This window comes from Rhizobium sp. USDA 4016, assembly GCF_056279705.1.
Genome location: NZ_JBWCCY010000004.1, coordinates 2,039,559 through 2,060,452, shown reverse-complemented (window position 1 = coordinate 2,060,452; position 20,894 = coordinate 2,039,559). Strand labels below are relative to the sequence as shown.

General features: G+C 59.9%; 19 protein-coding genes. 16 read left to right on the top strand and 3 right to left on the bottom strand.

The window, feature by feature from the left end; all coding sequences use genetic code 11:
• Nucleotides 1-78: 78 nt before the first annotated feature.
• Genes bamA through lpxB form a run of 6 tightly spaced genes read left to right on the top strand, consistent with a single transcriptional unit; the run spans nucleotide 79 to nucleotide 6,843 of the window.
• Nucleotides 79-2,421 carry an outer membrane protein assembly factor BamA gene (bamA, locus tag ACZ9DP_RS25415; RefSeq protein ID WP_074070253.1) on the top strand — a complete coding sequence of 781 codons (2,343 nt, stop codon included), beginning with the start codon at nucleotides 79-81 and terminating at the stop codon, nucleotides 2,419-2,421.
• Between the two features lie 37 nt (nucleotides 2,422-2,458).
• Nucleotides 2,459-3,520, top strand: a complete 1,062-nt coding sequence (lpxD, locus tag ACZ9DP_RS25410; protein ID WP_074070254.1) for a UDP-3-O-(3-hydroxymyristoyl)glucosamine N-acyltransferase — start codon at nucleotides 2,459-2,461, stop codon at nucleotides 3,518-3,520.
• Nucleotides 3,517-3,984 (top strand): 3-hydroxyacyl-ACP dehydratase FabZ, encoded by a 468-nt coding sequence (gene fabZ, locus ACZ9DP_RS25405; RefSeq protein WP_194729641.1) that lies wholly within the window; start codon nucleotides 3,517-3,519, stop codon nucleotides 3,982-3,984. Before lpxD ends, fabZ begins: the two co-directional genes overlap by 4 nt.
• Nucleotides 3,981-4,799 (top strand): acyl-ACP--UDP-N-acetylglucosamine O-acyltransferase, encoded by an 819-nt coding sequence (gene lpxA, locus ACZ9DP_RS25400; RefSeq protein WP_194729642.1) that lies wholly within the window; start codon nucleotides 3,981-3,983, stop codon nucleotides 4,797-4,799. The genes fabZ and lpxA overlap by 4 nt, the downstream gene beginning before the upstream one ends.
• Nucleotides 4,800-4,801: 2 nt before the next feature.
• The gene (locus ACZ9DP_RS25395) at nucleotides 4,802-5,680 is read left to right on the top strand and encodes an LpxI family protein (RefSeq protein ID WP_239598895.1); all 879 of its coding nucleotides are present in this window, start codon (nucleotides 4,802-4,804) and stop codon (nucleotides 5,678-5,680) included.
• Nucleotides 5,668-6,843 carry a lipid-A-disaccharide synthase gene (gene lpxB, locus ACZ9DP_RS25390; protein ID WP_476203940.1) on the top strand — a complete coding sequence of 392 codons (1,176 nt, stop codon included), beginning with the start codon at nucleotides 5,668-5,670 and terminating at the stop codon, nucleotides 6,841-6,843. Before ACZ9DP_RS25395 ends, lpxB begins: the two co-directional genes overlap by 13 nt.
• Before the next feature lie 25 nt (nucleotides 6,844-6,868).
• Here the strand turns inward: lpxB and gltA are convergent, their stop codons facing one another.
• Complete coding sequence (gene gltA / locus ACZ9DP_RS25385; RefSeq protein WP_022715495.1) at nucleotides 6,869-8,158, bottom strand: citrate synthase; 1,290 nt, start codon at nucleotides 8,156-8,158, stop codon at nucleotides 6,869-6,871.
• Between the two features lie 808 nt (nucleotides 8,159-8,966).
• Nucleotides 8,967-9,683 (bottom strand): transcriptional repressor LexA, encoded by a 717-nt coding sequence (gene lexA / locus ACZ9DP_RS25380; protein ID WP_476203939.1) that lies wholly within the window; start codon nucleotides 9,681-9,683, stop codon nucleotides 8,967-8,969.
• Nucleotides 9,684-9,888: 205 nt separating this feature from the next.
• Here lexA and ACZ9DP_RS25375 point away from each other — a divergent pair, with 205 nt between their 5' ends.
• Nucleotides 9,889-10,767, top strand: a complete 879-nt coding sequence (locus ACZ9DP_RS25375; protein ID WP_074067992.1) for a VOC family protein — start codon at nucleotides 9,889-9,891, stop codon at nucleotides 10,765-10,767.
• Entirely contained in the window at nucleotides 10,764-11,609 is an 846-nt protein-coding gene (kdsA, locus tag ACZ9DP_RS25370) for a 3-deoxy-8-phosphooctulonate synthase (protein WP_476203937.1), read from the top strand. The genes ACZ9DP_RS25375 and kdsA overlap by 4 nt, the downstream gene beginning before the upstream one ends.
• Nucleotides 11,610-11,631: 22 nt before the next feature.
• Here the strand turns inward: kdsA and ACZ9DP_RS25365 are convergent, their stop codons facing one another.
• Nucleotides 11,632-13,476 carry a methyl-accepting chemotaxis protein gene (locus ACZ9DP_RS25365; RefSeq protein WP_476203936.1) on the bottom strand — a complete coding sequence of 615 codons (1,845 nt, stop codon included), beginning with the start codon at nucleotides 13,474-13,476 and terminating at the stop codon, nucleotides 11,632-11,634.
• Nucleotides 13,477-13,556: 80 nt separating this feature from the next.
• On the opposite strand from ACZ9DP_RS25365, the gene ACZ9DP_RS25360 reads away from it, so the two are divergent.
• The 8 genes from ACZ9DP_RS25360 to ACZ9DP_RS25325 all read left to right on the top strand — a co-directional run bounded on the left by ACZ9DP_RS25360 (nucleotide 13,557) and on the right by ACZ9DP_RS25325 (nucleotide 20,892).
• Nucleotides 13,557-13,802, top strand: coding sequence for a hypothetical protein (locus tag ACZ9DP_RS25360; RefSeq protein WP_476203935.1), 246 nt, complete (start codon nucleotides 13,557-13,559; stop codon nucleotides 13,800-13,802).
• A 116-nt stretch (nucleotides 13,803-13,918) separates the two neighbouring features.
• Nucleotides 13,919-15,193 carry a phosphopyruvate hydratase gene (eno, locus tag ACZ9DP_RS25355; RefSeq protein ID WP_074067996.1) on the top strand — a complete coding sequence of 425 codons (1,275 nt, stop codon included), beginning with the start codon at nucleotides 13,919-13,921 and terminating at the stop codon, nucleotides 15,191-15,193.
• Between the two features lie 141 nt (nucleotides 15,194-15,334).
• Nucleotides 15,335-15,655 (top strand): FtsB family cell division protein, encoded by a 321-nt coding sequence (locus ACZ9DP_RS25350; RefSeq protein WP_022715503.1) that lies wholly within the window; start codon nucleotides 15,335-15,337, stop codon nucleotides 15,653-15,655.
• A gap of 146 nt (nucleotides 15,656-15,801) precedes the next feature.
• Complete coding sequence (gene pdhA / locus ACZ9DP_RS25345) at nucleotides 15,802-16,848, top strand: pyruvate dehydrogenase (acetyl-transferring) E1 component subunit alpha (protein ID WP_074067999.1); 1,047 nt, start codon at nucleotides 15,802-15,804, stop codon at nucleotides 16,846-16,848.
• A gap of 15 nt (nucleotides 16,849-16,863) precedes the next feature.
• Nucleotides 16,864-18,243, top strand: coding sequence for a pyruvate dehydrogenase complex E1 component subunit beta (locus tag ACZ9DP_RS25340; RefSeq protein ID WP_476203934.1), 1,380 nt, complete (start codon nucleotides 16,864-16,866; stop codon nucleotides 18,241-18,243).
• Between the two features lie 18 nt (nucleotides 18,244-18,261).
• Nucleotides 18,262-19,647, top strand: coding sequence for a pyruvate dehydrogenase complex dihydrolipoamide acetyltransferase (locus ACZ9DP_RS25335; RefSeq protein ID WP_476203933.1), 1,386 nt, complete (start codon nucleotides 18,262-18,264; stop codon nucleotides 19,645-19,647).
• 19 nt (nucleotides 19,648-19,666) lie between these two features.
• Nucleotides 19,667-20,308, top strand: a complete 642-nt coding sequence (locus ACZ9DP_RS25330) for an SGNH/GDSL hydrolase family protein (protein WP_239598886.1) — start codon at nucleotides 19,667-19,669, stop codon at nucleotides 20,306-20,308.
• Between the two features lie 2 nt (nucleotides 20,309-20,310).
• A complete protein-coding gene (locus ACZ9DP_RS25325) occupies nucleotides 20,311-20,892 on the top strand; it encodes a GNAT family N-acetyltransferase (protein WP_074068006.1) in 582 nt (193 codons plus the stop codon).
• Nucleotides 20,893-20,894 lie beyond the last annotated feature (2 nt).

Genomic DNA, 20,894 nt, shown 5'->3' with positions numbered 1-20,894 from the left:
CAAAAGCGGGTAAAACGACACACGTGCCGGAATCGGGTTCGCCCGGCGACGGGGACGAGAAAAAAGGTAATGGGTGAAATGAAGGCTGGTTCAAGATTTTTGAACGCAGTATCGGCGGTTGCGCTGTCTGCAGGTATTGTTGCTTCGGGCGCAGGCGCAATTACAATCGTCTCTGCGACGGCTGCGGAAGCAGCGGTTATCCAGCGGATCGATGTACGTGGAGCGAGCCGCGTCGGCGCTGAGGCAGTCCGGTCCAATCTCACCATCGCCCCAGGCAGGAACTTCTCGAATACCGACATCGATGACTCGGTAAAGCAGCTCTACGGCACGGGGTACTTCTCCGATGTCAAAATCTCCGTCTCCGGCAGCACGCTGGTAGTGACCGTCGAGGAAGCCCAGCTCGTCAATCAGGTCGTTTTCAACGGCAATCGCAAGGTCAAGGACGACAAGCTGGCCTCGGTTGTACAGACGCATGCCTCCGGTCCCTACAACGATGCGCTGATCCAGGCCGATATCGCGGCGATCAAGGAAGCCTACGCGGCAACGGGCCGCAGCGAAGTGCAGGTCACGACGCAGGTTGTTCCGCTTGGCGAAGGTCGCGTCAACCTCGCTTTCGTCATCGATGAAGGCGACCGCACGAAGATCGCAGCCATCAATTTCGTGGGCAACAATGCCTACAGCACCGGTCGTCTAGCTGCCGTCATTAGCACCAAGCGCTCGAACTTCCTCTCGTTCCTGACCCGCAAGGACGTTTACAGCGAAGATCGCCTGCATGCCGACGAAGAGGCGCTGCGCCAGTTCTATTTCAACCGCGGCTATGCCGACTTCAAGATCATCTCTTCGGATGCTACTTTTGACGAAGCCACGAACAAGTACACGCTGACCTTCAATATCGAGGAAGGACCGCGTTACGACTTCGGTCCGGTAACCGTACAGTCGACTGTAGAAGGCGTAACCGGCGAGCAGCTTCAAGGCCTGGTAGTGACGCGTGAAGGCGAAGTCTACAGCGCCAAGGACGTCCAGAGGTCCATGGAAGCCATTTCGGATCAGGTTGCTTCGGCAGGCTATCCGTTCGCCCGCGTGACGCCGCGCGGCAACCGCGACCTCGGCAACAATACGATCGGTGTCGAATACCTCGTCGACCAGGGCGAACGTGCCTACATCGAGCGCATCGAAATCCGCGGCAACAGCCGCACGCGCGATTACGTCATCCGCCGCGAATTCGACATGAGCGAAGGCGACGCCTTCAATCAGCAGATGATCACAAAGGCGAAGCGCCGTCTCGAAGCGCTCGGCTTCTTCTCGTCGGTGAATATCTCGACCGCGCCGGGCAGCTCGCCTGACCGCGTCGTTGTCATCGTCGATGTTCAGGATCAGTCGACGGGTTCGTTCGGTATCGGTGCCGGTTACGCCGCAGGCGGCGACGGTCTGATCCTGGAAGCGTCCATTGAAGAAAAGAACTTCCTGGGTCGCGGCCAGTATATCAGGGTTTCTGCCGGTGGCGGTGTCGAAGGCTCGCAGAGTTATGGTTTGAGCTTCACCGAGCCTTACTTCCTCGGTTATCGCCTTGCGACCGGTTTCGACCTCAATCACAGCGAAACCTCGAGCAACGATAATTACGACTATACCGAAGATAGCGTCGTTCTCCGCGCGACGGCGCCGATCACCGAGGATCTGGCGACGACGTTCCGCTACAACTTCAAGCGGATGAACTACGATGCCGACGGCAGCGATCTGAGCGATCTTTCGACACCCTATCAGGATCTTGTGAACGATGGACCTTGGATCCGTTCATCGATTTCCAATACGCTGACCTATAACACGCTCGATGACATGACGCTCCCGCGCGAGGGGATATACGCGACGTTGACGCAGGAAATTGCCGGCTTGGGTGGCGACTCGCAGTTTTACAAGATCTACGGGAAGGCGCGCTATTATCATCTGCTGGCTGACGATGCCGATATCATTGGATCTGTTGCGGCCGGCGCGGGCCATGTTGTCGGCCTCGGCAAAGACCTAAACATCTTCGACCAGTTCACATTGGGCAACAACGACATCCGCGGCTTCGAAAACAAGGGTATCGGTCCTCGCGTTGGTGGCGGACCGGATGATCCGCTCGGAGGAACGACTTATTTTACCGTCTCGGCGGAAGCGACCTTCCCGATGCCCGGATTCCCGCGTGACTTTGGTCTTCGTGGCGCGGTCTTCGCTGATGCGGGTACATTGTTTGGAAATGATGTTGACGTGAGTTCGCCAGAATTCGTGAGAGGCGATAGCGCAGCACTTCGTGCGTCCGTCGGTGTTGGCCTTGTCTGGCAATCGCCGTTCGGCGCGCTGCGCGTCGACTACGCGATCCCCGTCGTGAAGGAAGATTACGACCAAACACAGTACTTCAAGTTTGGCATCAACAACCAATTCTGATATCGGCAATCCAGAATCGAAAACTGGAGCTTTGCCGGTGGAGCAGAACAATTTCTTTCCGCCCCGCGACGGCGTCAAACTTTCAGAGTTGGCGCAATATCTCGGGGCGGAACTTGCCGACCCTGAAAATGGCGACATCCTTATCCGATCGGTGTCGCCGGTCAGCCGTGCGAAGGCCGGTGATCTTTGCTACATCATCTCACGCAGGAGCCGTGCCGAGCTTGAAACCTGTCGGGCGTCGGCAGTCCTCTGCGAGCCCGCGATAAGATCGGCGGTACCTCCTCATATTCCGGTTCTCTTGTCGAAGAACCCCCATGCCGCTTTTGCGATGGCAGGCGGTCATCTCCATCCGGCTGCTTTGAAGCCACTGGCAACAATGTCTTCGACGGCAGAGATCGCGGCGACTGCGGCGGTCGATCCGACGGCGCGGCTGGAACCGGGCGTGATCGTCGAGCCTTTGGCTGTCATCGGCGCGAATGCGGAAATCGGTCAGGGAACACGGATCGGCGCCGGCGCGCTTATCGGTCCCGGTGTCAAGATCGGCCGCGATTGCACGATCGCCGGCGGTGCCAGCGTGATATGCGCGCTCTTGGGCAATGGCGTGATCGTGCACAACGGTGCGTGTATTGGCCAGGATGGCTTCGGATATGCGCCAGGCCCCAGAGGGATGATCAAGATCGTTCAGATCGGCCGGGTCATCATCCAGGACAATGTCGAGATCGGCGCGAACACGACGATCGATCGCGGCACGATGGACGACACGGTCGTCGGCGAGGGAACGAAGATCGACAACCAGGTGCAGATAGGCCACAACGTCAGGATCGGGCGTCATTGCGCGATCGTTTCGCAGGTCGGCATCGCCGGCAGTGCGGTTATTGGAAACGGTGTGCAGATCGGCGGTCAGACTGGTATCAATGGCCATATTACGATTGGCGATGGCGTACAGATCGCGGCAAAGAGCGGCGTCATTCAGAGCATTCCTGCCGGTGAGCGTTATGGCGGCATTCCGGCACGTCCGGTAAAGGATTTTCTTCGAGAGTCGGCGGAGATAATGGCGCGCGCGAGCGCTCGGGCTCATAAAACGGGAGATCAAGAATGACTGAAGGGGTCAAGGAGACGCTTGCTTCGGCGGACATCATGGAGATCATGAAGCTTCTGCCGCATCGCTATCCGTTTTTGCTGGTCGACCGGATTATTGAGATCGATGGCGATGATTCCGCGATCGGCATCAAGAACGTCACTGCCAACGAGCCTCATTTCACCGGCCACTTTCCCGAGTCGCCGATCATGCCGGGTGTGCTGCTGATCGAAGGCATGGCGCAGACGGCGGGTGCGATCTGCGCGCGCAAGGATGGAACGAGCGGTAACCTCGTCTATTTCATGACCATCGACAATGCACGTTTCCGCAAGCCCGTCATCCCGGGCGATCGGGTCGAATTTCATGTGAAGAAGAAGAAGCAGCGCGGTAATATCTGGAAGTTCCATTGCGACGCCAAGGTCGACGGCGCATTGGCCGCGGAAGCTGATATCGGCGCGATGATTCTTCGTAAGGACGAGGCATGAGCACGATCGCAGGGAGCGCCCGCATCCATGCCATGGCCGTAGTCGAGGATGGCGCGGTCATCGGCGAAGGCGTGACCGTCGGTCCGTTTTGCCATGTCGGTCCGAAGGTTGTTCTTCATGACAATGCCGAACTGCTGGCGCATGTCGTGGTGACCGGCAGAACCGAGATCGGCAAAGGCACCCGGATTTTCCCGATGGCGGTCATCGGCGGCGACCCCCAGAGCGTGCACCATGGCGGCGAGGAGACGACGCTGACGGTGGGCGAGAATTGCACCATCCGCGAAGGCGTGACGATGAATACCGGCACCGCAGATTTCGGCGGCAAGACAATCGTCGGCGACAACAACCTGTTTCTCGCCAATTCTCATGTCGCCCATGACTGCCGTGTCGGCAATCACGTCATCATGTCGAACAATGTCATGCTCGCCGGGCATGTGACGATCGAGGATCGGGTCATTCTCGGCGGCGGATCGGCCGTGCATCAGTTCACGCGTGTCGGCCGCCAGGCCTTCGTCGGCGGCCTTTCGGCTGTCAGCTACGATGTCATTCCGTATGGGATGCTCAATGGAAATCCCGGTTTGCTGGGCGGTCTCAACGTTGTCGGCATGACGCGGGCCGGGATTGATCGCGCTGTCATCCATACGGTGCGGCGCGCTTACAAGGCGATTTTTGAAGGATCAGGTTCGATCCGCGACAACGCGGCAGCGATCCGCGACGAATATGCCGATTGCGAGCCGGTGATGCATATCCTCGATTTCATTGCCGCGGAAAGCGACCGCGCGCTGTCATCGCCGACGCGAGGACAGAAAGGCTGACCTTGTCTCCCGCCGGTGATACCGACAAAGGCCGTCTGGCGATCATTGCGGGAAACGGTCTTCTGCCGTCTTATGTCGCCGAGGCGGCGCGGGCAGCCGGCGAGGATCCATTCGTGATTTCGCTGAAGGGTGAACTTGACCGGTCATGGGAGGACTATGACCATGCAGTCATCGGCGTCGGTGATTTGTCGGCGCTGGCAGAAATTTTCAAGCGCAACAACATCACCCGCGTCGTCATGTCTGGCGGCGTTCGCCGTCGCCCCGAATGGCGGGAAGTGAGGCCAACCTGGCGGACGGTCGCAAAGATGCCGGGTGTGGTGCGTACGCTGCTTTCGGGCGGCGACGATACGGTGTTGCAGATGGTCATCAAGCTCATCGAAGACGACGGCCGGCGCGTCGTCGGCGCGCAGGATATTGCCCCCGACCTGCTGGCGGCTGTCGGGCCGATCGGCGTCATGTCGCCGGGGAATGACGACAAGATCGATATCCTGAAGGCGGCAGCAGCCGCCGAAGCGCTTGGTGCGCTCGATGTCGGGCAGGGCGCAGTCTCCGTCGGCGGACGCATCGTGGCGCTCGAAGGCGCGGAAGGGACCGACGGAATGCTTGAGCGCGTCGCATCGCTGCGTAGCGCCGGGCGTATATCGCCGCGCCGCCGTGGCGTGCTGGTCAAGCTCTGCAAGCCGCAGCAGGATGTCCGCGCCGACCTTCCGTCGATCGGCCTCTCCACGGTGACGAATGCCAAGGCGGCGGGCTTGGCGGGAATTGCAATCGAGGCGGGACGTGCCCTCGTGCTGGATCGCCAGGCTGTGATCAGGGCAGCCGACGAAGCCGGGCTTTTTGTCTGCGGGCTCGATCGCGGCCTACCGTCATGGGGGCTGTGATGAAGATCGCGATTGTGGCAGGCGAGGTTTCCGGAGACCTTCTCGGCGCCGATCTCGTGGCTGCGCTGAAGCGCAGGCATGCCGGGATTGAGCTTGTCGGCGTCGGCGGCGACGCGCTGGAGGCACAGGGGCTGAAGTCGCTCTTCGACTTCTCCGAGCTTTCGATTATGGGCGTCACACAGGTGCTTGGAAACTTGCCGAAGCTTGTCGCCCGCATCAGGCAGACGACGGCTGCAATCATTGCGGCAAAGCCCGATATTCTGATCGTCATCGACAGCCCGGATTTCACCCATCGCGTTGCCAAACGTGTTCGCGAAGCCCTGCCGGAACTCCCGGTCGTCAATTATGTCTGTCCCAGCGTTTGGGCGTGGAAGGAATATCGCGCCCAGCAGATGCTCGATTATGTCGACCATGTGCTGGCCATTCTGCCATTCGAGCCCGCGGTGATGGAGCAGCTCGGCGGACCGCAGACGACCTATGTCGGCCACCGGCTGACGGCGGATGCGGATTTGATTGCCGCCAGGCGCGGCCGGGCAGAAAAGCTCAAGACCGTCGCGGAGGGCCGGAGAACGATCATGCTGCTCCCGGGCTCGCGCTCGTCGGAGATCACAAAGCTGCTTCCCTATTTTCGCGATGCCGTCAATGAGCTCGTCGCCCGCGGTGGCACAATGCGGTTTCTCATGCCGACCGTCAGCCGCAGGGAATCGATGGTTCGCAACCTCGTGAAGGACTGGGAAACGAAACCGGAGATCCTGACTGGCAATGAACAGAAATGGCGGGCTTTCGCGGAGGCCGATGCGGCAATGGCTGCCTCGGGGACTGTCATCCTCGAGCTTGCACTTACAGGCGTGCCGACAGTCTCAGTCTATAAGACAGACTGGATCATCACTATGATGACGCGGCGCATCAAGACGTGGACAGGAGCAATTCCTAATCTGATCGCCGACTATGCCGTCGTCCCGGAATATATCAACGAGGTCGTTCGTGGCGCGAGCCTGGCGCGCTGGATGGAACGCCTTTCCAGCGACACGCTCCAGCGGCGCGCAATGCTCGAAGGTTTCGACCTTGTCTGGCAGCGCATGCAGACGGAAAAGCCGCCGGGCGAGAAAGCGGCGGATATCGTTCTCGACATTCTGGACAAGAAAAAACCCGGCCGTCTCTGACCGGGTTTTTTCGGGCGGAAGCGGCTTAGCGCTTCGAAACCGGAACGTAGTCGCGCAGCGGTTCGCCGATATAGAGCTGGCGCGGACGGCCGATGCGCTGCTGTGGATCCTCGATCATCTCGTTCCACTGGGCGATCCAGCCGACCGTGCGGGCCAACGCAAAGAGCACCGTGAACATCGTCGTGGGGAAGCCCAGCGCCTTCAGCGTGATGCCCGAATAGAAGTCGATGTTCGGGTAGAGCTTCTTTTCGATGAAGTATTCGTCGGTCAGCGCGATGCGTTCCAGCTCCATCGCGACTTCGAGAAGCGGATCGTCCTTGTGACCGAGTTCGGCGAGAACCTCATGCGTCGTCTTCTGCATGATCTTGGCGCGCGGATCGTAGTTCTTGTAGACACGGTGACCGAAGCCCATGAGGCGGAACGGGTCATTCTTGTCCTTGGCGCGGGCGATATATTCCGGAATGCGCTCGACCGAGCCGATTTCCGAAAGCATGTTGAGCGCCGCCTCGTTGGCACCGCCATGAGCCGGGCCCCAAAGGCAGGCAATGCCGGCCGCGATGCATGCGAACGGGTTGGCACCCGAAGAGCCGGCGAGGCGAACCGTCGAGGTCGAGGCGTTCTGCTCGTGATCGGCGTGCAGGATGAAGATACGGTCCATGGCGCGCGAGAGGACCGGGTTCACGACATATTCTTCGCACGGTACCGCGAAGCACATGCGCAGGAAGTTCGAGGCGTAGTCGAGATCGTTCTTCGGATAAACGAACGGCTGGCCGATATAGTACTTGTAGGCCATCGCCGCGATAGTCGGCATCTTGGCTATCATGCGCAGGCTTGCGACCATGCGCTGATGCGGATCGGTGATGTCTGTCGAGTCGTGGTAGAAGGCAGACAGAGCGCCGACACAGCCGCACATGACGGCCATCGGATGGGCGTCGCGGCGGAAGCCGGTGAAGAAGCGAGACATCTGCTCGTGCACCATGGTGTGATGCGTGACGCGGTAGTCGAAATCCTTCTTCTGGGCAGCCGTCGGCAATTCGCCGTAAAGCAGCAGATAGCAGACTTCCAGGAAGTCGCCATGTTCGGCAAGCTGTTCGATCGGGTAGCCGCGATGCAGCAGAATGCCTTCATCGCCGTCGATATAGGTGATCTTCGATTCACAGGAAGCGGTCGAGGTGAAACCAGGATCGTACGTGAAGGAACCGGTGTTTTTATAGAGTGCACCAATATCGATGACATCCGGACCGATCGTTCCGCTTTTCACGGAAAGATTGGCGGTTTTGTCGCCGATTTTGATTGTTGCGCTTTGATCCGTCATGCTGATCCTCCAAACTGGCGGTGGCGCCATAAAAGCGCCATAGGGTTAAGCGTCCTCTCCGATAGCTATATGATCACGGCGCCAATGCCAAGTTACCGTGGCGCCATTTTGTGCATCGCAGTATCAACTTTTAGACACTCCTGCGATGCCGGAGGCGCATAGCGGAAGCCAATGATTTAATTCGGCTTTTTGCAATCCAGTTTTTTGGACTTTTTTCAATCGATTATTGTTGCTGAAACGCCCTCAGGGCTGCATTCTGGTTGTATTCATAGGGTGTCAGCGGGCTGGGTGCATGCCGGAGTTGAAAACGGCCGAGCTGCGCATTCCGCTTCAGCAGATGTCGCGGAGGCTTTCGGCCTGCAAATGGCGAGCTAAGGAGCCGCTCAGGGCACACGCCTGCGCTTTGCGACGGTTTTTTCGGGCTTGGGGCGGCGATCTGGTTTGCGTCCGGCACGAATGTTTCGCTCAGCGCTTTGGCTTTGACCGATCGCAGCCGTGAGGGCGCTGCGACCCGCGAAAGACGGAGGGAAAGCGAAATTTTCACCGGAACAGCAGGAAGAGGCAAGAAATGCGATGCGGAACGGCGCCACGCCCGGCTTGCGATGCCGCGGACATCGTCGTCACGCGGGCAAGGCTGCGGTTCGGCGCCTGCCGATGCGGCGCAGTGCATTTCGCGAATGAAACCTTGCGGAAAACCGGTGCCGTCGAACCGTGCTTTGGACAACCGCCTTCGAGAAACTCGATCGCCCCTAGAGCCGCCACGCCTATGAGTGGCGCGCCGTCGCCTTTGCCGGCGACGCGCTGCCGGTCAATGGTAGCGGCGGATAAGGCCGACGAGCTTACCCTGAACCTTTACGCGATCCGGTCCAAAGATGCGCGTCTCGTAGGCGGCGTTCGCCGCTTCCAGCGCGATGGACGCACCCTTGCGTCGGAACCGCTTCAGCGTCGCTTCCTCGTCATCGACCAGTGCCACGACAATGTCGCCGGGATTGGCGGTGCTGGTGTTGCGGATGATGACCGTGTCGCCATCGAAGATGCCAGCATCGATCATCGAATCGCCCTTGACCTCAAGCGCGTAGTGTTCGCCGGAGCCGAGCATATCGGCCGGAACGTTGATGTCGTGCGTGTTGTTCTGGATCGCCGAGATCGGCACGCCTGCCGCAATACGGCCCATGACGGGAACCGAAATGGAGCTGGTATTGTCTTCGTTCGCCGGCTTCGGCGCGGCGGCAGCAGGCTGCGGCTTGCCGAGGCTGCCCTCGATGACGCTCGGCGAAAAGCCGCGGCGGGGCTGGATGCTCGGGCTGTAGGCTTCCGGCAGCTTGATCACTTCAAGCGCGCGGGCGCGATTCGGTAGGCGACGAATGAAACCGCGCTCTTCCAAAGCGGTAATCAGCCGGTGGATGCCGGATTTGGACGCGAGATCCAGCGCATCCTTCATTTCGTCGAACGATGGCGGAACGCCGGATTCCTTCATACGCTCATGAATGAAGAGGAGAAGCTCCTGTTGTTTGCGTGTCAGCATCGAAGTTTAACCCCAAATTCGTGAAACAAAGCCAGAACGGACACTATATGTTCCATATGTGTTCCGCAAGTACCTAAATTTTCGTAAAACTTCGTCTCAACTGCGTTCATTTTTGGAAACTTTTGTTTGCCGGATCAGCGCTTTCAGCTTGCATTGACCACATAGCGGCACACATCTTCAGCACATTAAATGGAGACCTGACGCCATGCTGCATCCGTTGGATCATCTTGTTCTACCGGTCACCAACATCGATCTCGCGCGGGAGCGGCTGGGACGATTGGGGTTCACGGTTGCCGCCGAGGGCCGTCATCCTTTCGGCACGGTGAATGCTTGCGTTTTTTTCGCCGACAAGACCTATCTCGAGCCGCTTGGTGTCGCGAGCGCGAAAGAATGTGAAGAATCAGTGCGGCACGGAAACGTCTTTGTGGCGCGCGACCAGGCCTTTCGTTTCCGGTGCGGCAATGACGGATTCTCTGCGGCCGCATTCAGCACGGAGGACGCGGACGCCGACCATGCTCATTTCGTGCGTGCGAGAAAGAGCGGCGGCGCCATGTTGGAGTTTTCGCGCCTGATCAAGATGCCGGACGGGTCGCAATCGACAGGCACTTTCAAGCTTGCCTTTGCCGCCGATCTTCGGGTGCCGGATTTCTTCCTCTTTGACTGCCAGCGCATCAACGCCTTTCCGGCCGATCGGAGCGCGCTGGAAAAGCATGCGAACGGTGCAACCGGTATCTCGGAGATGGTGCTAAGCGCGCCCGAGCCTGAAGCCTTCGGCTCGTTCCTTCAGTTGGCCGTGTCTACGACGGAAATCGAGCGGACACCGTTTGGCGTGGCGATCGCGGCAGCGAATGCCAGGATCAGTCTTCTGTCGCCGGAAGGGATGGAGGCTTATTTCGATTCGGTGCCGTTATCCGTGGATAAGGGGCTAAGAGGCAGCGCTATCGTTTTCCGCACCACCGATCTTGCCGTGACAGAAGCGCTTTTGGCTGATAACGGGATGCCCTATACACGCAAGAACAACAGAGTCCTGGTGAAGCCTGCGCCCGGCCAAGGTGCGATCTTCGCCTTCGAGGAGATCCGATGAGCAATACGAATTCCGAAGTCGCAGTCGGCGAAGGTGCCGGCCGCGTCGTATTTTCAAACAGTGGCAGGCTGTCGCTGATCGCCGGCGCATGCGAAATGGAGAGCCGCGACCATGCCTTCATGGTTGCGGGCACGCTCAAGGAGCTTTGCGGCAAGCTCGGCATCGGGCTCGTCTACAAGACCTCCTTCGACAAGGCGAACCGCTCTTCGCTGTCGAGCAAACGCGGTATCGGTCTAGAGAAGGGCTTGGAAGTCTTCGCCGACCTCAAGAAGGAACTCGGCATTCCGGTTCTGACAGATATCCATTCGGAAGAGCAATGCGCGCTGGTCGCCGAGGTCGTGGACGTTCTGCAGATCCCGGCCTTCCTCTCCCGTCAGACGGACCTGCTTGTCGCAGCCGCGAAGACCGGCCGTGTCATCAACGTCAAGAAGGGCCAGTTTCTCGCTCCCTGGGACATGAAGAATGTTCTCGCCAAGCTAAATCAGAGCGGCAATTCGAATGTTCTGCTTTGTGAGCGTGGCGCGTCCTTCGGTTACAATACGCTGGTCTCGGACATGCGCTCGTTGCCGATCATGGCGGCCATGGGGGCTCCGGTCATTTTCGATGCGACCCATTCCGTGCAACAGCCCGGCGGCCAGGGCACGACGTCGGGCGGGGAGCGCCAGTTCGTCGAGACGCTGGCGCGGGCGGCAGTTGCGGTCGGAGTTGCAGGTGTCTTCATCGAGACCCACCAGGATCCGGACAATGCCCCCTGCGACGGCCCCAACATGGTGTATTTGAACGACATGCCGCGGCTTCTGGAAAAGCTGCTGGCCCTCGACGCCGTCGTCAAGGCGGCCTGATACTGGCGGAAGGTGCCCGCCGTCAACCGGCGAGCGCCATCCTTTGGCTTGAGTACGACCGCGTTGCGGCGGACGCCGTTACGTCGTCGAGAAGGAAACGGGCCAGCAGGTGATTGAGGTGTATCGCCTCGTCACCGAGCTCGCGGCAGGCGGCACTTGTGTGTTCAACCATCGCCGCGTTCTGCTGCGTGACGCTGTCCATAGTGTTGACGGCGGCGTTGACTTCCAGGAGAGCGGTCGTTTGTTCGGTGGAGGAACGCACGATCGACTCGATCAGCGCGGTGACCTTCAGAACCTGCTGATCGATATTGCTGAGCGCTTCACCGGTGCGGTTGACCAAGGCAACGCCGGCCGAAACCTGGCTGGAAGACGTCTCGATCAGCTGCTTGATTTCCTTTGCCAGATTGGCGGAGCGGCCGGCAAGGTCGCGCACTTCCTGTGCAACGACCGCAAAACCCTTTCCGGCCTCGCCCGCGCGGGCGGCTTCCACGCCGGCATTGAGCGCGAGCAAGTTGGTCTGGAAGGCGATTTCGTCGATGACGTTGATGATATCGCCGATCTGCGCAGATGATGTCTCGATCTTCTCCATCGCAGCGACCGCCTCGTGCACGACGGTTGCCGAATAGCTCGCGCTTTCCTTCGTCGCCGTCATCATCACGTTGGCTTCAATGGCCCGTTCCGACGAGTTCTTGACGGTGACCGTGATCTGGTCGAGCGCCGAGGCCGCCTGCTCCAGCGAGGCGGCTTGATGCTCTGTTCGCCGGGCCAGATCGTTTGTGCTCGATGCGATTTCGCCGGAGCCGGTCCTTACTACATTCGTCAGGGTCGAAATTTCCCTCATTGCCTCAGAAAGCGTGCGGACGCTCGAGTTGAACTGCTCGCGCAGCTTCTCGTAGGCTGCGTCGAAAGGCTCGCTAAGCTGGACCGTGAGATCGCCGCCGGAGAGCCGTTCCAGGCCGCGGCTCAGGCTGGCGATGACGCCCTCGCGGACGGCTTCCTCGTCTGCCTTGGCAGCGGCAAGCGCCGCATCGCGCTGTGCTTGGGCCTGACATTCGGCATCCTGGCGCGCACGGATATTGTTCCGCTCTTCGGCGGATTCGCGGAAGACGGTGACGGCGCGCGCCATCTCCCCGATCTCGTCGGCCCGGCGGCTGAAGGGCACATCCTTCGAATAGTCGCCGCCAGCAAGGATCGCCATATAGTCGCGCATCGCCGAGAGCGGCACGATGGCGCGGCGGCGGAAGACGTAAAGGCCGCCAAGAAGCAGGCAAAGCGAGACTGCGGCAGCCGCGAGCGTGATAGCCGAAAGGATGCGTGTCTGTTCGGCGGCGTCCTTTTCAGCGGACGCCAGGAAGGTGTTCGCCATATCGACGAGTTCGTTGACGGCGTTTTCATGGATATGGAAATTCGTCGCAAGCTTTTCGAAGGACGCCGGAATGACTGCGGAGTCATTCTTGACAATGGCCGGCGCGAGTTCCTCTTGCATCACCTTCCAGAACACGTCGCCTTTGACAAGGACATCGTTCAAGAGCTTCTGCTTAAGGTCCGAGCTGAGCGCGGTCGCCAGCCAATATTTGCGGCGGTCCTCGTAGGCGGGTTTCAGGACATGTTCGATGCGCTCGACGTTCTTCTTGGCAACGTCGGGGCGCTGCACCGCTTCGAGCGCAAGCATGTAAGACTCAACGAGGTAGAGGGGCGGCGGCAGGATATCGGCGACGAGATCCTTGCCGTAGATGATTTGCTTGTACATCTCGCCGTTCACCCGCAGCTTATTGAAGGCATAATTCTGTATGCCGATCGAAGCGATCAATCCCGCGGCGACGACCATCGCGAAGATAGCAAGGCTGCGTGCAATATTGAGTTTCATCCTGCGCCCCATGAATTGAATAGCGAACAGAATGCTGTTCGTTTGAAATTATTCTGGAATTTCCGAGGGGACCTGAAATCGTGAAGGTCCGTATATCAGGCGGATTTGGACCGCACGAGGAAACGCATCATGCAATACTACTTGCCGGAGAGCGGGGCAGTATTTCCTCAATGAGTATTAATCATAATATTGATTGGTTACTGACCGATAAATTTACAACCAGATCGAAAGTGACGGGGGTCATTTCAAAACCTGAGGTTCCGAAACGCCTGAGCAAGCTCTCGGCAGGGATCGATGGGGTGCGAGCGGCTTCTTCAAAAGCCTGACATATTCGGGCTATAGGCCATGCCATGCCGTGTGTCGTCGGTGTGGCATTGTAATTTGCGTGCCTTCGATTAAACAGGCTTCGAACGATTTATCACCCACCGAGCAGGAAGAGATCATGACTGCAATTACCGACATTATCGCCCGCGAGATTCTCGACAGCCGTGGCAATCCGACCGTTGAAGTCGATGTCTATCTCGAAGACGGCAGTATGGGCCGTGCGGCTGTGCCGTCCGGCGCCTCGACCGGTGCGCATGAGGCCGTCGAAGTTCGCGACGGCGGCAAGCGCTATCTCGGCAAGGGTGTTGAAAAGGCCGTCGAGGCTGCCAACACGGAAATCTTCGACGCGATCGGCGGCATCGATGCCGAGAACCAGATCCAGATCGACAACATCATGATCGAACTGGACGGCACGGCGAACAAGTCCCGCCTCGGCGCCAATGCCATCCTCGGCGTATCGCTCGCCGTCGCCAAGGCTGCCGCCCAGGCTGCCGGCCTGCCGCTCTATCGCTACGTTGGGGGCGCGAGCGCGCATCTGCTGCCGGTTCCGATGATGAACATCATCAACGGCGGCGCGCATGCCGACAATCCGATCGACTTCCAGGAATTCATGATCATGCCGGTCGGCGCCGATTCGATCCGCGAAGCGGTTCGCATGGGCTCGGAAGTCTTCCACGTCCTCAAGAAGGAGCTTTCGGCCCAGGGGCACAACACCAATGTCGGCGACGAGGGCGGATTCGCGCCGGGCCTGAAGAGCGCGCCCGAAGCGCTCGATTTCATCATGAAGTCGATCGAGAAAGCCGGCTACAAGCCGGGCGATGACATCTGCCTCGGTCTCGATTGCGCTTCGACGGAGTTCTTCAAGGACGGCAAGTATGTTCTCGAAGGAGAGGGCCGCACGCTTGAATCGGGCGCCATGGCTGAATACCTCGCCGATCTCGCCGGCAAGTACCCTATCATCTCGATCGAGGACGGCATGGCTGAAGACGATTGGGACGGCTGGAAGGCCCTGACGGACCTCGCAGGCAAGAAGGTGCAGCTGGTGGGCGACGATCTTTTCGTCACCAACTCGGAGCGCCTGCGCGACGGCATCCGCATGGGTGTCGCCAACTCGATCCTCGTGAAGGTCAACCAGATCGGATCGCTGACCGAAACGCTCGACGCCGTCAACACCGCGCACAAGGCAGCCTATACCGCCGTCATGTCGCACCGCTCGGGCGAGACCGAAGACTCCACGATCGCCGATCTCGCCGTCGCGACCAACTGCGGTCAGATCAAGACCGGCTCGCTGTCGCGCTCCGACCGTCTGGCGAAGTACAACCAGCTGATCCGCATCGAAGAGGGCCTTGGCCCGCAGGCTCGCTACGCCGGCCGCTCGATCATCCGTGGCTGATAGCCTTTAAAAATCAGATCCTTGAAACCCGCGCTTCACCGGCGCGGGTTTTTTGTTGCTCTAAATTCATAGTCAACGGACGGTTAATCTCTCAGGCGTAGGCTCGTTCAATAGGTAATGCGTTTGAGAGCATGTGTGCGTATGTGGACAAAGCATCATAAGAAGAGAAAGATCGGCCGGTTCGTCATTCCGGCCATGACGGTCGCTTTTCTCTCCTATTTCGGTTATCACTGCATTCACGGCGACTATGGTCTCCGGGCCACGGAAGGCTTCGAGAAGCGCCGAATTGCGCGCGAGCGTGAGCTTGCGGTCTTGAAGGCGAAACGCGAACATCTGGAGCAGCAAGTCGCGCTGTTGAGCGATGGCTCGCTCGACAAGGACATGCTGGACGAAAAAGCCCGCTATCAATTGAACATGTCGCGGGCCGACGAAATCGTAATATTCAATTCCTACGCCAATTAACCGGAAATAGGTTAATTGGCAATTCTGTAGCTTTATCAATTATTTATAACAGAATACGTGCCATGCATTTATGGCATTGCTGTGGCCAAATTTCTTCCCTATGGTACGCGCCACCTAAGAAACGACAAACCCATAGGGAGGGTTGAATGGCGCCGCGAAAGACCGCGACCGTTTCCAGCCGCAAAACCAGCGCAAAACCTCAGAGCAAGCAATCGAATGGCGGGGCTATCGCCGATTTCGACCGCAATACCGAACTTAAGGCCTATCGCGAAATGCTGCTCATCCGCCGTTTCGAGGAAAAGGCAGGCCAGCTGTACGGCATGGGCTTCATCGGCGGTTTCTGTCACCTTTATATTGGCCAGGAAGCCGTTGTCGTCGGCATGCAGTTCGCGCTCAAGGAAGGCGATCAGGTCATCACCGGCTACCGCGATCACGGCCATATGCTGGCGACCGGCATGAGCGCGCGCGGCGTGATGGCGGAGCTGACGGGACGCAGGGGCGGCTATTCCAAGGGGAAGGGCGGCTCCATGCACATGTTCTCCAAGGAAAAGCATTTCTACGGCGGCCACGGCATCGTCGGCGCCCAGGTTTCGCTCGGCACCGGCCTCGCGTTCGCCAACAAGTATCGCGGCAATGACAATGTCAGCGTCGCCTATTTCGGCGACGGCGCGGCCAACCAGGGCCAGGTCTACGAAAGCTTCAACATGGCGCAGCTCTGGAAGCTGCCCGTCATCTACGTGATAGAGAATAACCGCTACGCCATGGGCACGTCGACCGCCCGCGCGACCGCGCAGGCCGATTTCTCCAAGCGCGGCGCGTCCTTCGGCATTCCGGGCATGCAGGTGGACGGCATGGACGTGCGCGCCGTCAAGGCTGCTGCCGATGAAGCGATCGAGTACTGCCGTTCCGGCAAGGGTCCGATGATCCTCGAAATGATGACCTATCGCTATCGCGGCCATTCGATGTCCGACCCGGCGAAGTATCGTTCGAAGGACGAAGTGCAGAAGATGCGCTCCGAATCCGATCCGATCGAGCAGGTGCGCCTGCGCCTCATCGAGAAGGGCTGGGCGTCGGAAGATGACCTGAAGTCCATCGACAAGGACGTGCGCGATATCGTCGCCGACAGCGCCGATTTCGCCCAGGCCGATCCAGAGCCGGATGTATCCGAGCTCTACACCGACATTCTGCTCTAATCGGGGAGGGAACCTATGCCTATCGATATCCTCATGCCCGCCCTCTCTCCGACGATGGAAGAAGGCACGCTGTCCAAATGGCTCAAGAAGGAAGGCGACAAGGTCACTTCCGGTGACGTGATTGCCGAAATTGAAACCGACAAGGCGACGATGGAAGTCGAAGCCGTCGACGAAGGCGTGATCGGCAAGCTGCTGGTCCCGGCCGGCACCGAAAATGTCAAGGTGAACGCCAAGATCGCCGTGCTGCTGCAGGATGGCGAATCGGCTTCGGACATCTCCACCGCAGCGCCCGCCGCACAGGCGACTCCGGTTGCGGCTCCTCAGGCCGAGGAAAAACCGGCCGCCCAGGCGTCCGTTCCGGCCGAGCCTAAGGCATTCGTTCCGAAGGATCCGGAAATCCCGACAGGCACCGAGATGGTGTCGATGACCGTTCGCGAAGCGCTTCGCGACGCCATGGCCGAAGAAATGCGCGCCGACGAGAGCGTCTTCGTCATGGGCGAGGAAGTTGCCGAATACCAGGGCGCCTACAAGGTAACCCAGGGCCTCTTGCAGGAGTTCGGCTCGCGCCGCGTGGTCGATACCCCGATCACCGAACATGGCTTTGCCGGCATCGGCGTCGGTGCTGCTATGGCCGGCCTGCGGCCGATCGTCGAATTCATGACTTTCAACTTCGCCATGCAGGCGATAGACCAGATCATCAATTCCGCCGCCAAGACGCTCTACATGTCCGGCGGCCAGATGGGCGCACCGATGGTCTTCCGCGGCCCGAACGGCGCGGCTGCCCGCGTTGCCGCCCAGCACAGCCAGGACTACGCTGCCTGGTACTCGAGCATTCCGGGCCTCAAGGTTGTCATGCCGTACACGGCGTCGGACGCCAAGGGCCTGCTAAAGGCCGCCATCCGCGATCCGAACCCAGTCATCTTCCTTGAGAACGAAATCCTCTACGGCCAGCACTTCGACGTGCCGAAGCTCGATAACTTCGTTCTGCCGATCGGCAAGGCCCGTATCCACCGTCCAGGCAAGGATGCGACCGTCGTTTCATGGGGCATTGGCATGACCTATGCCACGAAGGCCGCCGCCGAACTCGAAAAACTTAGCATCGACGTCGAACTGATCGACCTTCGCACCATCCGTCCGATGGATCTGCCGACCGTCATCGAATCGGTCAAGAAGACGGGCCGCTTGGTCACCGTCGAGGAAGGCTATCCGCAGTCGTCCGTCGGCACGGAAATCGCCACCCGCGTCATGCAGCAGGCCTTCGACTATCTCGATGCGCCGATCCTGACGATTGCCGGCAAGGACGTTCCAATGCCCTATGCCGCCAACCTCGAGAAGCTGGCTCTGCCGAATGTCGGCGAAGTCGTCGATGCGGTGAAGGCCGTCTGCTACAAATAACAAGGGGAGGGTATTTCGATGCCTATCAACATCACGATGCCAGCCCTTTCTCCGACGATGGAAGAAGGCAATCTGGCCAAGTGGCTCGTCAAGGAAGGCGACACCGTCAAGTCCGGCGATGTGATCGCCGAGATCGAGACAGACAAGGCGACAATGGAAGTCGAAGCCGTCGATGAGGGCACGATTGCCAAAATCGTCGTTCCGGCCGGTACGGAAGGTGTCAAGGTCAATGCGCTGATCGCGGTTCTTGCCGGCGAAGGCGAGGACGTTGCTGCCGCTGCAAGCGGCGCGGGTTCGGCTGCTGCCTCGTCTTTCGAAGCGAAAGCCGAAAGCGCTTCCGCCCCCCGCGATGAGGCAGGGAAAGGCACCGCGCCAGCCGCTGCCCGGCTTGCCGCAAATGCCAACGTGAGCCCTCAACCTGAGGTGCCGCTGCAGGCCGCCCCGAAGGGCGAGGGCGGCACAAGCATCTTCTCCTCGCCGCTCGCGCGGCGTCTGGCCAAGGAAGCCGGTATAGACCTTTCCGCAATTGCCGGTTCCGGCCCCCGCGGCCGTGTGGTTAAGAGCGATGTCGAGGCCGCCGTCGCCGGTGGTGGCGCTAAAGCGGCTCCCGCTGCTGCTGCGGCGCAGCAGGCTGCTGCGGCCCCGGCTCCGGCTGTAGCCAAGGGTGCACCGGAAGAGGCTGTCCTCAAGCTCTTTGAGCCGGGCTCCTACGAGCTGGTGCCGCATGACGGCATGCGCAAGACGATTGCCCGCCGTCTGGTGGAATCCAAGCAGACCATCCCGCACTTCTACGTCACCGTCGATTGCGAACTGGATGCGCTGCTGGCGCTCCGTGCCCAGCTCAACGATTCCGCCCCGCGCAAGGATGGTGCCCCGGCCTACAAGCTTTCTGTCAACGACATGGTCATCAAGGCGATGGCGCTCGCGCTGCGAGACGTTCCGGACGCGAATGTGTCCTGGACCGAAAACAACATGGTCAAGCACAAGCATGCCGATGTCGGCGTCGCCGTCTCCATTCCAGGCGGGCTGATCACCCCGATCGTTCGCAAGGCTGAAGAAAAGACGCTGTCCGCTATCTCCAACGAGATGCGCGATCTCGGCAAGCGCGCCAAGGACCGCAAGCTGAAACCCGAGGAATACCAGGGCGGCACGACCTCGGTCTCGAACATGGGCATGATGGGCGTGAAGGACTTCGCAGCCGTCGTCAACCCGCCACATGCGACGATCCTTGCGGTCGGCGCCGGCGAGCAGCGCGTCATAGTCAAGAATGGCGAAATGGCGATCGCGACGGTGATGAGCATCACGCTTTCGACGGACCACCGTTGCGTCGACGGTGCGCTCGGCGCCGAGTTGCTGCAGGCCTTCAAGGGCTATATCGAAAACCCGATGAGCATGCTTGTCTGATCATTGAGCGGAGACGGAAATGACGAAGACCGTTCTTTGCTATGGCGACTCGCTGACCTGGGGCTACGATCCGGTTTCGCTGAGGCGGCATGCCTATGAGGACCGCTGGCCGAGCGTGCTGCAGGCAGTGCTTGGCGGTGCGGCGCATGTCATTCCGGAAGGCTTGAACGGCCGGACGACCGCTTTCGACGACCATCTCGCCGATTGCGACCGCAACGGTGCGCGCGTCCTGCCGACGATCCTGCAGACGCATGCGCCGCTTGATCTCGTCATCATCATGCTCGGAACCAACGACATGAAGTCGGTCGTGGCGGGATCGGCTTTTGCCGCCTGCCAGGGCATCGGCCGCCTGGTGCGCCTGATCCGCAATCATGCCTGGCCCTTCGAATTCGATGGGCCGGACATCCTAATCATAGCACCGCCGGCGATCTGCGCGACAGGGAATGTGCCTTTTGCCGCTTCGTTCCCGGGCGGTATCGAGGAATCGGCAAAACTTGCAACGCTTTATCGTGACCTTGCCGACGAACTCGGTTGCGGATTCTTCGACGGCAACTCCGTCGCGAAGACGACACCGGTCGACGGCATCCATCTCGATGCGGAAAATACCCGCGCTCTCGGGCGCGGGCTGGAATCAACTGTACGGATGATGCTGGGGCTCTGACCATGGCCGCTTTGGCAGCGCTGCGGCCGGCAGAACGGCGGGACGCGGCCGAGCTGGCCATCCTCGTGGACATCGGCTCGCACGGCTTTGCTTCCTGGCTTTGGTTCGCGGAGGTGGCGGGCAGCAGCGCCGACACGCCGTTGGAGCGGGGCCGGATGAAGATGAGCCGCGATGGCGCATGGGGGAATTGGCAGAGCGCGGTGATTGCCGAGGCTTATGGCGAGATCGCCGGAACGGCGGTGGGGTATGCGCTTGGCGAAGAGATCAGAGCGATCGCGGCGGATCGTCCTGCGCTGGAGCCGGTAATAGCGCTACAAAAGCAGGCGGCCGGAAACTGGTTCATCGGCACGCTGGCCGTCTACCGCCATCTGCGCGGCATCGGCATCGGAAAGCGATTGCTGGGCGACCAGATCGAGAAGGCGGGAGAGCGGGCTGTCAGCCTGATCACCGCAAGTGATAATGAGGCAGCGCTCGCGCTGTACGAGAAGAATGGATTTTCGCAAGCCGCCCGCGCTGAGGCCGTGGCGCTTTTCGAAAACAGCAGGAAACACGAGTGGGTGCTTCTGACCCGCCTCGCCGGATAAAA

Bases quoted from the DNA above. Each gene is read 5' to 3' on its own strand.
- ACZ9DP_RS25325 (WP_074068006.1), top strand. From the start codon at position 20,311: ATGGCCGCTTTGGCAGCGCTGCGGCCGGCAGAACGGCGGGACGCGGCC.
- fabZ (WP_194729641.1), top strand. From the start codon at position 3,517: ATGACTGAAGGGGTCAAGGAGACGCTTGCTTCGGCGGACATCATGGAG.
- lexA (WP_476203939.1), bottom strand. From the start codon at position 9,683: ATGCTGACACGCAAACAACAGGAGCTTCTCCTCTTCATTCATGAGCGT.
- ACZ9DP_RS25350 (WP_022715503.1), top strand. From the start codon at position 15,335: ATGTGGACAAAGCATCATAAGAAGAGAAAGATCGGCCGGTTCGTCATT.
- ACZ9DP_RS25375 (WP_074067992.1), top strand. From the start codon at position 9,889: ATGCTGCATCCGTTGGATCATCTTGTTCTACCGGTCACCAACATCGAT.
- bamA (WP_074070253.1), top strand. From the start codon at position 79: ATGAAGGCTGGTTCAAGATTTTTGAACGCAGTATCGGCGGTTGCGCTG.
- lpxB (WP_476203940.1), top strand. From the start codon at position 5,668: ATGGGGGCTGTGATGAAGATCGCGATTGTGGCAGGCGAGGTTTCCGGA.
- ACZ9DP_RS25335 (WP_476203933.1), top strand. From the start codon at position 18,262: ATGCCTATCAACATCACGATGCCAGCCCTTTCTCCGACGATGGAAGAA.
- ACZ9DP_RS25340 (WP_476203934.1), top strand. From the start codon at position 16,864: ATGCCTATCGATATCCTCATGCCCGCCCTCTCTCCGACGATGGAAGAA.
- kdsA (WP_476203937.1), top strand. From the start codon at position 10,764: ATGAGCAATACGAATTCCGAAGTCGCAGTCGGCGAAGGTGCCGGCCGC.
- pdhA (WP_074067999.1), top strand. From the start codon at position 15,802: ATGGCGCCGCGAAAGACCGCGACCGTTTCCAGCCGCAAAACCAGCGCA.
- ACZ9DP_RS25365 (WP_476203936.1), bottom strand. From the start codon at position 13,476: ATGAAACTCAATATTGCACGCAGCCTTGCTATCTTCGCGATGGTCGTC.
- ACZ9DP_RS25330 (WP_239598886.1), top strand. From the start codon at position 19,667: ATGACGAAGACCGTTCTTTGCTATGGCGACTCGCTGACCTGGGGCTAC.
- eno (WP_074067996.1), top strand. From the start codon at position 13,919: ATGACTGCAATTACCGACATTATCGCCCGCGAGATTCTCGACAGCCGT.
- lpxA (WP_194729642.1), top strand. From the start codon at position 3,981: ATGAGCACGATCGCAGGGAGCGCCCGCATCCATGCCATGGCCGTAGTC.
- gltA (WP_022715495.1), bottom strand. From the start codon at position 8,158: ATGACGGATCAAAGCGCAACAATCAAAATCGGCGACAAAACCGCCAAT.